This window comes from Alkalicoccobacillus plakortidis (assembly GCF_023703085.1).
Classification (GTDB): domain Bacteria; phylum Bacillota; class Bacilli; order Bacillales; family Bacillaceae_D; genus Alkalicoccobacillus; species Alkalicoccobacillus plakortidis.
Genome location: NZ_JAMQJY010000001.1, coordinates 955587 through 968702, shown reverse-complemented (window position 1 = coordinate 968702; position 13116 = coordinate 955587). Strand labels below are relative to the sequence as shown.

The window sequence follows — 13116 nt, the reverse complement described above, 5'->3', positions numbered from 1 at the left end:
CCCGATTTTACCAAGACCAAAGACAAGTTTAGTAAGAACGCGACTTTATTCCGGCCAGGGAGTGTCCATTTTCCTGACTAAGAATCATTTTTTAGGTGTTGGTTTCGCTAACGAAAGTCGTACGATATTAAAGATACTCGATAAGCCAATAATAATCGCTAAGATGAGATAAAAGACTTCTCTGCCAAAAGTGGTGGAGAAGAAATAAGCTGAAATTGCTCCTATTGCAAATAATAAAATCAAACTGTGAAAGGTAATTAATAAACGTTTTGACAAAATTCTCTCTCCTTCAATTTCCATGTACGCTTCATTATATCTAATGAGTGAGTTGGGATGCAATCTAGGAATGTTTACAGCAAGCTTGTGCATACTAAACTAAAACAAGGTAGCTTGGAGGCTGTTTCTATGAAGCAATGTATAAGAGGAAAAGTCTATGAAGGGAAATTGAGTAAAAGGTTGCTGCAGGATCTTCCTCTACGATCTATTGCACTTCTCTGGCATGAGGATCTAGATTCAGTGACAACAGATATCCTTCTCGAAAAAGAAGTGAAGGCAGTCATTAATCGCAGAAGCACAATGAGTGGACGGTATGAGCATAGTGAAGTTACTCGGTTATTGGATGCAGGGGTGGCTGTATTTGATGTTGAAAGTTGGTATGGCTCAGATGAAAGTCTAAAAGGTGACGATATCTGGGTAATGAATAACCAGTTGTATGTATTTATTGATGACACCTATCAATTACTTGCTGAGTTAAAAAACTATGATTATAACTTGATTGAAACATTAAATGAACGCGCACAAGTTTGTTATCCAGAACTGCTGTCTTCATTTATCGACAATAGCTTACTACATGCCAAGCGAGATGCAGAGACGTTTTCAAAACCAGTTGAATTACCAAGCTGTTTTAATCAAATGAATCAGCGACCTGTATTAATTGTAGCGAGAAATGGAAAATACAAACGTGATCTTTTGGCGATGCAACGCTGGTTATTCTTAACGAACCCTCTCATTATTGCTGTAGATGGTGCGGCAGATGGGCTGCTGGAGCTTGGATTCACACCTGACTTTATTATGGGAGATATGGACTCGGTATCCTCTGTGGCACTAGGTTGTGGGGCGGAATTAATTTGTCACACATATGCTGATGGTTCCTCACCTGGGCTTGATCGGTTGCGAGTAGATGGAATAGATGCACATGAAATTAGCTTTATCGGAACAAGTGAGGATGTAGCCGTTATGGCGGCACACTGGTCAAAAGCAGCACACCTTTATCTGATTGGCTGTCGTCTAGGCATAAAGGAATTTTTAGAGAAACAACGAGCGGGAATGGGTTCTACTATTTTATCTCGCATGGAGGTAGGCGATCGGATCACAGATCTAAAAGGGATTCATCAGTTATTCGAAGCAGCCTCACTTTCCTCGCAACTAAAACGAGTTCGTTTTGATCTGAAAACAGAGTTAGTAGAGCTGCAAGAATTGCTTGGGCGTGGTTATCGTCTGTTAGTAAAAAAAGGGGCTGTGCGTCATGACTAGAGTGTCCGTTGTTATTCCTGCGTACAACGAAGAAAAACGCCTTGCTGCTACAATCAAAGCGGCTCGTTCACTTCCCTTTGAACATGAAGTTATTTGTGTAAACGACGGTAGTACAGATTTTACTGCAGAGATCGCTGAAGAATTTGCCGATGTAAGTATCCATCTAGAAACAAATCAAGGCAAGGGACAAGCATTGCAAACGGGATGGAGAGCTGCCAAGGGCATGTATATTCTTTGCCTAGATGCAGACTTAGAACATTCGGCGCAAGAAGCAGGTGGTTTACTTGAACCATTGATGAAAAAAAGGGCCGATCTTACCATTTCAAAAATTCGTCATAACGGAAACGGTGGAAAAGGTTTTGTTAAAAAACGAGTACAAAAGCTGATCCATCAGCGCACGGGTGTCTGGCTTGAAGCGCCACTGTCAGGACAGAGAGCATTTCAAAGACAGTGGCTCAGATTATTGCTAAGTAGATCATATACAGGTTATGGCATTGAAACGATGATGTGTTTGCATATGATCCATGGTGGGGCAAGATTGGAAGAGATTGAGTCAGAGATGACCCATCGAGAAATGGGTAGGAGTCTCTCGGGTATGAAGCATCGTTATAATCAGTGGCGTCAGATTAAAAAACAGCTACAAGGAGATTGCTTATGATTTTGTTGATGTTGACGCTTCCAGTCATTGCTTTTACAAGTATGTGTGCATTTCATGAAGCAAAATGGACCGTTCGTAATTATGAACAGCAAACACTTCCTTATAGCTTGGGTGTATTTGTCGTTTATGGATATGCAGTTATGTGTGCGTTTCCTCCAAATGATTCAGTGGCATTCTCGTATTTGTCTCTAGGATATGTCTTGGGGGTATGGGGGATTGGATTTATTGATGATCGCTACGGGAAGGCAGAGCCAAAGGGCATACGAGGGCATTTTCGTGTATTTATTAAGGACCGGAGATGGACAACTGGGCTGATTAAAGCAGTTGGAACAATAACCCTCGCAGGTGTGTACACGTTTTTAAGTCAACCGCAATCAGCAGGCACAAGTATCACGATGTTTCTATTGATGTTTTTACTTCCTCACATTATGAATTTATTTGATACAAGACCTTTACGCGTTTGGAAGTTATCACTTTTGGTCTCTGCGATTATTGTTGCGTTTATGCCAATCCCAAGGTTTTCAACGTTACTATATGTATTAACCATTTTTTATTTGGTCTTTGTATTAGAGGGAGAGCGAAAAGCGATATTGGGTGACAACGGAGCGACCGCCTGTGGTGCGATCCTTGCTATTTGGCTAACACATGAGGGAACGATTGAATTGCAGTGGTTTGGCACAGCTATATTATTTATGTTATTACTAGCAGCAGAACAGGTTTCTTTTTCAGTGGATTGCAAGGAGACCGTTCTGGCGGTGGATGGATGGGATTGGGGTCATGAAAAAACAGTGACCCTGGCCTATCCTTCTTTTTTTGAAAATCGAGGTGAAATTTTGCCGTTTTTCCGATCGCGATGAAAGATAAAGCCACCAATAAATGCAAAACCTACGGCAAACAAAACAATTCCCGCAACAAATTGAATTGATATCGATGGAAATGGTGATTGTAAAATATGAAAAAAAGCATCTCTCATTAACTTAATACCAAATCCAGCAGTGAAAATAGGGATAAGTAATATGATTAGTGCAACAAAACGACCCATCTAGTATCCTCCTTAAGTAGCTCTTCTCATATTGTAGCGAAAAAATCTTTAGAAGTATATGTCTTAAAGTTGCATGAATTATAAATTTGAGTAATAATATAAGAGTAGATTTTAGGACCTAGTCATAATTTCTAAAAATCGTGTTCAATAAATGTTCAAATTATCTGTGAAATCGCGTAGCCATAGGATTTAGAGAACCTGCGTGATATACTATATATGCGCATTTTGCTATGGGAGATTAATGATGAATCGGAATAAGATACAAAAAATTCATTATAATTGAGAGACATTTTGCGAGTAAGGCATGGATAGAGAGAGAGTCATGCTCTTAAAAATTAGACCTTCCAAAAGACCAAAGGAGGAATTCGCGATGAATCTTTTCTCAACAATGGAAACATATGATTATGAACAGGTGGTTGTTTGTCAGGATCGAACGTCCGGCTTAAAAGCGATCATTGCTATTCACGACACAACACTTGGACCTGCACTCGGTGGAACGAGAATGTGGAATTATTCAAGTGAAGAGGCAGCTTTTGAAGATGCACTTCGCCTATCTAAGGGAATGACATATAAAAACGCAGCAGCTGGATTAAATCTAGGTGGAGGGAAAACCGTTATTATCGGTGATCCTCGTAAAGATAAGAATGAAGAAATGTTCCGAGCTTTTGGACGATACATACAAGGGTTAAACGGACGATATATTACAGCTGAGGATGTTGGAACAACGGTTGCTGATATGGATATTATTCATGAAGAAACAGATTATGTAACTGGTATTTCTCCTGCGTTTGGAGCATCAGGAAACCCATCTCCGGTTACAGCTTATGGAGTGTTTGTGGGTATGAAAGCTGCGGCAAAAGCGGCTTTTGGTGATGAAAATTTAGCTGGCAAAAAAATTGCTGTACAAGGTGTAGGTAATGTCTCGTATCAGCTATGTAAGTATCTACATGAAGAAGGTGCCGAATTAGTTGTAACAGACATCTATGAGTCTGCGGCAAAACGTGCTGTTGAAGATTTTGGAGCCTCGTACGTGGCCCCAGAGGAAATTTATAGTGTAGCTTGTGATATCTTTTCTCCTAACGCATTAGGAGCCATTATTAATGATGATACACTTGCTCATTTAAAAGCCAGTGTTGTAGCTGGTGCAGCGAACAATCAGTTAAAAGAAGAACGTCATGGCGAACGACTTATGGAAATGGGTATTGCCTATGCGCCTGATTATGTCATCAATGCGGGTGGCGTTATTAATGTTGCGGATGAGCTAAAAGGTTATAACCGCGATCGAGCGATGAAAAAAGTAGAAGGCATTTACGATAATGTAGCGAAAGTGTTTGAGATTGCGAAACGTGATGGCATCTCAACTAATGTTGCTGCTGATCGTATGGCGGAAGAACGCATCGAACGTTTACGTCGCTCACGTAAACAATTTGTACGAGATGAACATCATTTATTATCACGTGCACGTAATGGTCAACAAAAGTAATAGGTAGGATTGAAGGAGGAGACACCATGGCAGAAGATTATGATTTAGTTATTCTTGGCGGTGGAACTGGTGGCTATGTAGCAGCTATCAAAGCAGCTCAAGAGGGACTTAAGACAGCAATCGTTGAACAAGGGAAAATCGGCGGGACATGTCTTCATAAGGGATGCATTCCAAGTAAAGCACTTTTGCGTAGTGCAGAGGTGCTTAGAACAGCTAAAGGGACTTGGGAATTTGGAGTAACAACCACGGGTGTCTCCTTTGATTTTCAAGCGGCCCAAACAAGGAAACAAAAGGTAGTAGACCAGCTTCATAAAGGTGTTCAATTTTTAATGAAGCGCGGGGACATAGATGTATACGAAGGAAAGGGTCGAATTCTTGGCCCTTCTATCTTTTCACCGACACCGGGTACCATTTCGGTTGAACGGAAAAATGAAGAAAATGTTATGCTAATCGGCAAAAATGTGATTGTAGCAACAGGCTCAACACCACGCACTTTACCGGGCCTAACAATAGACGGAACACATATTTTAACATCTGATCATGCCCTTACACTCGAGTATCTCCAGCTTCTATCATCATTGTAGGGGGAGGAGTTATTGGCGTGGAATGGGCATCAATGCTCTCGGATTTTGGCGTGGAAGTAACCATCGTTGAGTACGGAGGAAGAATTCTACCTTCAGAAGATATAGATATTGCTGCAGAAGCGGCCAAGCAGTTACAGGCAAGGGGCATTAAAATTGTCACAAATGTTGATTTACAGACAAATGAACTCATCAAAAATGAAAACAGTGTTCATGTAACTGGACTAATCAAAGGTGAACCTACTACATTTGAAGCAGAAAAAATGTTAGTGTGTGTTGGACGGGCAGGTAATACTTCAGATATTGGCTTGAAAAATACAGATATTCAGGTCGACAAAAGTTTTATCCAGGTAAATGAATTTGGACAAACAAAAGAATCGCACATTTACGCGATAGGAGATGTCATTGGTGGCATGCAGCTGGCTCATGTTGCTTCACATGAGGGGATACTTGCAGTTGAGCATATTTTGGGTAATGATCCATCACCAATTAACTACGAGACGGTTCCAAGCTGCATTTATAGTTACCCAGAGATGGCGTCTGTTGGTTTAACAGAAGAACAAGCAAAGTCCAAGGATCTTCCTATAAAAGTAGGAACATTCTCATTTCAAGCGATTGGAAAAGCATTAGTACAAGGTGAAACAAATGGCTTTGTGAAATTAATTGCGAATAAAGAGAACGATGATCTGTTAGGTGTACATATCATTGGGCCACATGCTACAGAGCTCATTTCTGAGGCAGCGATCGCCAAAGTATTAGACGCTGCAAGCTGGGAAGTTGCTCATACCATTCACCCACACCCAACCTTATCAGAAGTACTTGGAGAAGCAGCATTAGCAGCAAACGGGAAAGCCATACACGGCTAAATACAATGGCAGAGGAGGAGAGACATGATTACTAATAAACATCATTCACTAGGATTAACCGATGAAACGGTACTTGAGATGTATGAGTGGATGCTTCACTCAAGACGATTAGATGAACGACTTTGGTTGTTAAATAGAGCGGGAAAAATCCCATTTACAATTTCGTGTCAAGGACAGGAGGCCGCACAGGTTGGCGCTGCATTTGCACTTGATCGACAGAAGGATTATGCATTGCCTTATTATCGTGACCTTGGTGTTGTGCTTACTTTTGGTATGACAACAAAAGAACTAATGTTATCGGCCTTTGCAAAAGCTGAGGACCCGAACTCGGGTGGACGCCAGATGCCAGGTCACTTTGGTCAATCGGCAAATCGAATTGTAACAGGCTCTTCGCCTGTTACCACACAGGTTCCTCATGCTGTTGGAATAGCACTAGCTGCTAAGATGGAGAAAAAGGATCTTGTTGTTTTAACTACTTTTGGCGAGGGATCTTCCAACCAAGGTGATTTCCATGAAGGGGCTAACTTTGCCGGTGTGCATAAGCTTCCAGTGATTTTAATGTGTGAAAACAATAAGTATGCTATCTCTGTTCCAGTGGAAAAACAACTGGGTTGCGAACGTGTCTCAGATCGAGCAATCGGTTATGGAATGCCAGGAATAACAGTAGATGGGAATGATCCAATCGCAGTGTATGCTGCAGTGAAAGAAGCCGCGGATCGTGGACGAAGAGGAGAAGGTGCTACGTTAATTGAAACCGTATCTTATCGCCTAACCCCTCATTCAAGTGACGATGATGATCGTGCATACCGGTCAAGAGAAGAAGTAGATAACGCTAAAAGTAAGGATTCTCTTTTAACATTCCGAGATTATTTGATCAAAGAAGGTCTGCTTCAAGAAGATGTTGAGAAGGAAATGGAAGAGCGTATTGCAAAAGTGATTGATGAAGCAACAGATTATGCTGAAGAGGCTCCATATGCTGATCCCGAGAGCTTGCATCTACATGTGTATGAAGAGCAGGAGGGTTCGTTATGACAGTCATATCTTATATAGAATCCATTACTCAAGCACTTAAAGAAGAAATGGAACGAGATGAAAAAGTTTTTATACTTGGAGAAGATGTTGGTGCCCGTGGTGGGGTCTTCCGTGCTACGGCCGGACTTCATGAACAATTTGGTGACGATCGTGTGATGGACACGCCACTTGCGGAATCAGCAATCGTTGGAGTCGGAATTGGAGCAGCTATGTATGGCATGCGTCCTGTGGCAGAGATTCAATTTGCAGACTTTATCATGCCTGCAGTGAACCAAATCGTCTCAGAAGCAGCTAAGATTCGCTATCGCTCAAATAATGATTGGCAAAGCCCCATTACGATTCGTGCACCATATGGCGGCGGAGTACACGGAGCTCTTTACCACTCGCAAAGTGTGGAGAAAATGTTTGCTTGGACACCGGGATTAAAAATAGTGATGCCATCTACACCTTATGATGCAAAAGGCTTATTAAAAGCAGCAATCCGTTCAAATGATCCTGTTTTATTTTTTGAACATAAGCGAGCGTATCGTTTAATAAAAGGTGACGTACCTGAAGAAGACTATACATTGCCAATCGGTAAAGCAGATGTGAAGAGAGAAGGCGACGATCTGACGGTTATCACCTATGGTTTAGCTGTTCACTTTGCCCTGCAGGCTGCTGAGAGATTAGAGAAAGACGGTATCCAAACGCATATTCTTGATTTGCGCACGGTGTATCCGTTAGATAAAGAAGCAATTATTGAAGCGGCATCTAAAACAGGGAAGGTTCTGCTTGTTACAGAAGATAATTTAGAAGGTAGCATCATTGGAGAGGTTGCGGCGATCATTGCTGAAAACTGTCTCTTTGATCTAGATGCACCAATTCAACGACTTGCCTGGACCGGATACACCAACGATGCCTTATGCACCAACAATGGAAAAGGAATTTATGATTAATCCAGATAAAGTCGAACGGGCTATGAGAGAACTAGCAGAGTTTTAAAGGAAAGGAGTGACATGCATGGCGACGGAAATGAAAATGCCCCAACTCGGAGAAAGTGTTACGGAAGGTACCATTACAAAATGGTTAGTGCAACCAGGTGATACCGTCAAAAAGTATGAACCAATTGCAGAAGTTATGACGGATAAGGTTAATGCGGAAGTACCTTCTTCTTATAATGGAACGATTAAAGAACTTCTTGTGAAGGAAGACGAAACGGTTAGTGTAGGAACGATCATTTGTTCCGTTGAAACAGAAGAGAGTGCAGAAGAGAAACAGGATGATCCCGTTAAAAAAGAAGCTGAAGAACATACATCAGCGAAATCTGATGAGACAGATCTTTCTCAACGAACACGCTACTCACCTGCTGTGTTAAAGCTATCACAAGAGCATGATATTGATTTGACGAGAGTAGAAGGCTCAGGCAAATCAGGTCGTATTACTCGAAAAGATCTGGAGAAGCTTATTTCAAGTGGAGGGCAGGCAGCTCGTGCGACTGAGGAACCAGTTCAACAACCGGTTAGGCAGGAAGCACCAGTAAGCAAGCAAGAGGTTGTCTCTGCAACAGGGGACATCGAAATACCTGTGACGGGCATTCGTAAGGCAATTGCAGCCAATATGGTACGAAGCAAGCATGAAGCGCCACATGCGTGGACAATGATTGAAGTGGATGTTACACGTTTGGTTCAACATCGTAATAAGGTAAAAGCAGATTTCAAAGCAAAAGAAGGCTACAATCTAACCTTCCTACCATTTTTCATCAAAGCGATTGTTGAAGCCTTAAAAGAATTCCCAGAAATGAATTCAATGTGGGCTGGAGACAAAATCATCCGCAAAAAAGATATAAATATCTCGATGGCCGTCTCGACAGATGATGCGTTATATGTTCCAGTTATTCATGGAGCGGATGATAAATCAATCAAGGGTCTTGCCAAAAGTATTCATGAGCTTGCTGGCAAAGTGCGCTCAGGTAAATTAAGTAGTGCTGATTCACAGGGTGGGACCTTCACGATTAACAACACTGGTTCTTTTGGTTCGATTCAATCGGCGCCTATCATCAATTACCCACAGGCAGCGATTTTATCAATTGAGTCGATTGTGAAGCGTCCAGTAGTGATTGAGCAACCTGAGGGAGACTCCATTGCCATTCGTCATATGGTCAACCTATGTTTGTCTCTTGATCACCGTATCTTGGATGGCTTAGTATGCGGACAATTCCTTGCTTCCATCAAGAAAAAGCTTGAACAGTTTTCAGGAGAATAACCATACCATAGAAAAACTCCTCTAATTTGAGGAGTTTTTCTTGAGCACTTCTATTGGAATTTACCGATTTTCAATGTAAAATAACAGGCAAAGCAAGATAAAAAGGAGAGTGCGAAAAATGGACTTTAATTTCTTTATAAATGATGTGGTTCAAGGTGCGAGACAAGAAATGGTTGAATCGGGCTATCAAGAGCTGACAACACCTGATGAAGTAGATACAGCCCTTCAAGAAAAAGGAACAGCTCTAGTCATGATCAACTCTGTATGTGGCTGTGCAGGCGGGATTGCCAGACCATCTGCTGCGTATATGAAAAATTACGAAACAAGACCCGATCGCTTTTTAACAGTGTTTGCTGGGCAGGACAAAGAAGCTACAGCAAAAGCACGTGAATACTTTAAAGGCTATGCTCCATCATCTCCATCGTTTGCATTACTAAAAGACGGTGAAATTCAAATGATGGTAGAACGTCACGAAATTGAAGGATATGAACCCATTCAAGTCGTTCAAAAGCTTGAGCAAGCCTTTGATCAGTACTGCAAAACTAGTGCTAACTCATAAGTAGATATTGGCAGTGGACCTAATAAGTGTCCGCTGCTTTTTAAGTTTCACATAAAAACTCTTGTCCGATATACTGACTCACTGTTTGAATTTGTGCTATAATGAGCCCGATAGAAATAAAGGAGTGTTTACAAACATGCAGGATTTATATGATCAAATTCAAGTGTATCTGAATATGGAAGAAGAGATTCCATTTAAAGAATTTCAAGACTTCTATAAAAAAGTGATTGATCGTCTAGCAGCTGAAGGAACAGAATTAGATGAAGAATCTTTGTGGAAGGTCCTTTTTGTAGTGGAGAACATCATTTCTAACGCAGAAGGTCGTGCCAATGATACAAAGGGGAGTGAGTCTAAAAAATACGCTAAAATGGCAAGCAGACTTCAATTATGGGCGAAGAACTTTGGCACACGTCTTGGAACTGCAGGCTACACAGAAGACGATATCAACGAGCGCTTTAGTGAGATGTTTGCAGAAGGCGAGAAGCAGCACTCTTAATGCGATTAGGGAGGGAAATGAATTGACACGAACCTCCCTTTTAAGATATAGTTATTCATGTCGCTTAAGCAACATGCGCCTATGGTGAAAGGGATATCATTCAAGATTCCGATTCTTGCGTTGTAGGTTCGAGTCCTACTAGGCGCGTACTGTACGATCCATTCTGTCCACAAAAGGGCAGATTTTTTTATTTACAAACAAAGCCCTCTGCAACTATTTGCAGAGGGCTTTGTTTGTATTATTTCAGCAATCCAACCATTTCTAGTCCGTGTTTAATACCATCTTCATCAACGGGTTTTGTGACATAGTTAGCCGCGTCCTTTACAACCTGAGGAGCATTACCCATCGCAACACCGTGTCCGACTTCGCTAAGCATTTCAAGGTCATTTCGTTCATCTCCAAAAGCATAGACCTGATCCATTGAAAAGCCTAATTTTTTAATAAGCGCCTTGATACCAACAGCCTTTGAGCCTTCTGCTGGAATGACATCTACTGAAGAAGGGTGCCAACGAACAAATCGAATGGCTTCAAATGCTTCGGAGTATTCTTTTTCTTCCCCTTCAGTGCAAAATAACAAGGTTTGGAAGAGATCACGTTCTTTATGAAAGTGAGGATCATTTTCTGGGGGACGAACTTTTAAACTATTTAAGCTTTCTTCTATAGCTGGATGATCAGCGATGTTTGAGCGCATGGTCTCGTGATTCATATAGACCAGAGGATGACTACGTTTTGCTGCAAACTCTGTCAGTTTTTCAATAGTGGCTGCATCTAAAGGATTTGTGAAAATTGCCTCCCCTTTATAGACAACGTATTGGCCATTATAGCTAACATAGGAATCAATTCCAAGCTCTTTGCGGAGGTCTTCAAAGAAAAAAGGTGGTCGACCAGTTGCAATGGCTACCTCGTGACCTGCTTTCTTTAAAGCTTGGATCGAACTTTTTGTTGAAGCTGGTAACTCTTTTTGATGGTCATATAACGTACCATCAATATCAAAAAAGATCATCGCTTTTTCCATTGTATCACTCTCTTTGTCTATATATAGTATGGTTTCAGATTAACTGTATTATAAGCAAGTCTCATGTGTCAATGTAGGAGCAGAGGGGTATCTCAAGCTGACGAGTTGAACTAGTGCATGGTATACTACTAGTACTTATAAGCTTTAGTGAAGGTAAAAGAGGTGATTTCTTATGGAACATGATCATAAAACAGTCGATCATCGCACGACAATGAGCAAGGAGCAGCTGACAAATCGTTTAAAGAGAATTGAAGGTCAAGTACGTGGCATTCAAAAAATGGTTGAAGATGATCGATATTGTGTGGATATTCTTACCCAGATCTCAGCAATTAATGCAGCGATGAAAAAAGTAAGCCTGCAGCTACTCGAAGATCATTCCAAACACTGTGTCGCTGATGCGATAAAAGAAGGAAATGGAGATCAAGCGATTGAGGAACTAATGAGTGTGGTTGAGCGGTTTACAAAAGCGTAAAACGTAGTGAGGCGCGGTGATAGAATACTCACCAAGAGGAATCTGTCTAGAACCAAGAAGGATAGAGGTCTTAGCAAGAGGTAGCTTACGATAATAAGAGAAAACCTTTTTTCATTAAGAGTCATTAAAGGTTTACCAAGAATAGAGCATATGGATCAAGAACATAGCTTGATTGACCAAGACCGGTGGGTGTACATCAAGAACCTGAATCAATTTACCAAGAACCTGGTTCATCTCATCGCACTTTTTTCGATGTATTTTCAGTTTAACGGATGTAACAGCACATAATCCGATGTATTATCTGTTTATCAGATGTAACAGCACTTCTTCCGCTGTATCTCCCGCCAAAGAACGCAGCTCAACTTAATAAGATCAAACAAAAAAGATGAACTAGACACTTGTATGTCTGCTTCATCTTTTTTAGCATTACGGATAGCTTATACTTCCATCCTCAGTATGGTACGTTCCTAACACAGATTGATCTTCGTATACAAATGTAATGGTGCCACCTGGAGCTTGTGTTTTAAGATCAAGTGATTCTGTTATCGCTTCTGCCATTTGTGAGATATGAAATTCTCGTTCTTCGTCTGAAGGGAGTTTGAGTCCATCTGTTACAACCGCATAGACATCTGCCCAGTCTTCTCCATTTTCTAATTCAATAGAAAGTAATTGATTTGAGAATTGGTCTTTTAGATCAGTGATCGCTTCTTGGTGTGTATCACTTTCAACTTCTGTGTAAGATGGGTCAGCAATCTCGTCCTCTCCAAGTTCAGATGAGTCTGTCTCAGTTGCTTCTACCTTGGAATCGGAGTCAGATTCAGGTTCAGCTTCTTCTTCAGTAGAAGCGTCTCCTCCCGCTGAAACAGCTGTTTCTTCAGCTTGTGAGGTTTCTTCTGCCACTTCGTCCGAATCTGTAGCTTCTTCGTTTTCAGAAGCTTCTTCCGTATCAGTGTCTTCTGGAGCTTCATCATCATTTTCTATTTGTTCAGGTGTTTCAGTTATGTTTGAGTCTTCCGTAGTCTCAGTCTCTGTTGGATCAGCTTCTTTGGCTGTTTGTCCACAAGCAGCTAATACAATCATTGAGACAGATAGAAGTAAAAGCATCTTCTTCATCATTAGTACCTCCTTGATTATCCTA

General features: G+C 41.2%; 13 protein-coding genes, 1 tRNA gene and 2 pseudogenes. 12 read left to right on the top strand and 4 right to left on the bottom strand.

Annotated elements, in window-relative coordinates:
* Positions 1-84: 84 nt before the first annotated feature.
* The gene (locus NDM98_RS05250) at positions 85-276 is read right to left on the bottom strand and encodes a hypothetical protein (protein ID WP_251605130.1); all 192 of its coding nucleotides are present in this window, start codon (positions 274-276) and stop codon (positions 85-87) included.
* Between the two features lie 129 nt (positions 277-405).
* Here NDM98_RS05250 and steA point away from each other — a divergent pair, with 129 nt between their 5' ends.
* The 3 genes from steA to NDM98_RS05235 are packed head-to-tail and all read left to right on the top strand — an operon-like array spanning position 406 to position 3048.
* Positions 406-1533, top strand: a complete 1128-nt coding sequence (steA, locus tag NDM98_RS05245; protein WP_251605129.1) for a putative cytokinetic ring protein SteA — start codon at positions 406-408, stop codon at positions 1531-1533.
* The gene (locus NDM98_RS05240) at positions 1526-2191 is read left to right on the top strand and encodes a glycosyltransferase family 2 protein (RefSeq protein ID WP_251605128.1); all 666 of its coding nucleotides are present in this window, start codon (positions 1526-1528) and stop codon (positions 2189-2191) included. The genes steA and NDM98_RS05240 overlap by 8 nt, the downstream gene beginning before the upstream one ends.
* Positions 2188-3048 (top strand): hypothetical protein, encoded by an 861-nt coding sequence (locus NDM98_RS05235; RefSeq protein WP_251605126.1) that lies wholly within the window; start codon positions 2188-2190, stop codon positions 3046-3048. Before NDM98_RS05240 ends, NDM98_RS05235 begins: the two co-directional genes overlap by 4 nt.
* Here the strand turns inward: NDM98_RS05235 and NDM98_RS05230 are convergent.
* The gene (locus NDM98_RS05230) at positions 2991-3233 is read right to left on the bottom strand and encodes a DUF2627 domain-containing protein (RefSeq protein WP_251605124.1); all 243 of its coding nucleotides are present in this window, start codon (positions 3231-3233) and stop codon (positions 2991-2993) included. The two genes, NDM98_RS05235 and NDM98_RS05230, sit on opposite strands and share 58 nt — an antisense overlap.
* Before the next feature lie 370 nt (positions 3234-3603).
* Here NDM98_RS05230 and NDM98_RS05225 point away from each other — a divergent pair, with 370 nt between their 5' ends.
* From NDM98_RS05225 to NDM98_RS05190, 8 genes and pseudogenes are all read left to right on the top strand, one after another.
* The gene (locus tag NDM98_RS05225) at positions 3604-4716 is read left to right on the top strand and encodes a Leu/Phe/Val dehydrogenase (protein WP_251605122.1); all 1113 of its coding nucleotides are present in this window, start codon (positions 3604-3606) and stop codon (positions 4714-4716) included.
* 26 nt (positions 4717-4742) lie between these two features.
* Positions 4743-6163 (top strand): annotated as a pseudogene (lpdA, locus tag NDM98_RS05220) (dihydrolipoyl dehydrogenase).
* Between the two features lie 24 nt (positions 6164-6187).
* Complete coding sequence (locus NDM98_RS05215) at positions 6188-7195, top strand: thiamine pyrophosphate-dependent dehydrogenase E1 component subunit alpha (protein WP_251605120.1); 1008 nt, start codon at positions 6188-6190, stop codon at positions 7193-7195.
* Positions 7192-8176, top strand: a pseudogene (locus NDM98_RS05210) (alpha-ketoacid dehydrogenase subunit beta). Before NDM98_RS05215 ends, NDM98_RS05210 begins: the two are co-directional and overlap by 4 nt.
* Positions 8177-8194: 18 nt before the next feature.
* The gene (locus NDM98_RS05205; protein ID WP_251605118.1) at positions 8195-9436 is read left to right on the top strand and encodes a dihydrolipoamide acetyltransferase family protein; all 1242 of its coding nucleotides are present in this window, start codon (positions 8195-8197) and stop codon (positions 9434-9436) included.
* A 118-nt stretch (positions 9437-9554) separates the two neighbouring features.
* The gene (locus NDM98_RS05200) at positions 9555-9995 is read left to right on the top strand and encodes a BrxA/BrxB family bacilliredoxin (RefSeq protein ID WP_251605116.1); all 441 of its coding nucleotides are present in this window, start codon (positions 9555-9557) and stop codon (positions 9993-9995) included.
* 136 nt (positions 9996-10131) lie between these two features.
* Positions 10132-10491, top strand: coding sequence for a hypothetical protein (locus tag NDM98_RS05195; RefSeq protein WP_251605115.1), 360 nt, complete (start codon positions 10132-10134; stop codon positions 10489-10491).
* 75 nt (positions 10492-10566) lie between these two features.
* A tRNA-Arg gene (locus tag NDM98_RS05190) sits at positions 10567-10638 on the top strand.
* 91 nt (positions 10639-10729) lie between these two features.
* Here the strand turns inward: NDM98_RS05190 and NDM98_RS05185 are convergent.
* Positions 10730-11506: a Cof-type HAD-IIB family hydrolase gene (locus NDM98_RS05185; protein WP_251605114.1), complete on the bottom strand. Its 777-nt coding sequence runs from the start codon at positions 11504-11506 to the stop codon at positions 10730-10732.
* 172 nt (positions 11507-11678) lie between these two features.
* Here NDM98_RS05185 and NDM98_RS05180 point away from each other — a divergent pair, with 172 nt between their 5' ends.
* The gene (locus NDM98_RS05180) at positions 11679-11978 is read left to right on the top strand and encodes a metal-sensing transcriptional repressor (RefSeq protein WP_251605113.1); all 300 of its coding nucleotides are present in this window, start codon (positions 11679-11681) and stop codon (positions 11976-11978) included.
* A 426-nt stretch (positions 11979-12404) separates the two neighbouring features.
* On the opposite strand, the gene NDM98_RS05175 is transcribed toward NDM98_RS05180, so the two are convergent.
* Positions 12405-13094 (bottom strand): hypothetical protein, encoded by a 690-nt coding sequence (locus NDM98_RS05175; RefSeq protein ID WP_251605107.1) that lies wholly within the window; start codon positions 13092-13094, stop codon positions 12405-12407.
* Positions 13095-13116 lie beyond the last annotated feature (22 nt).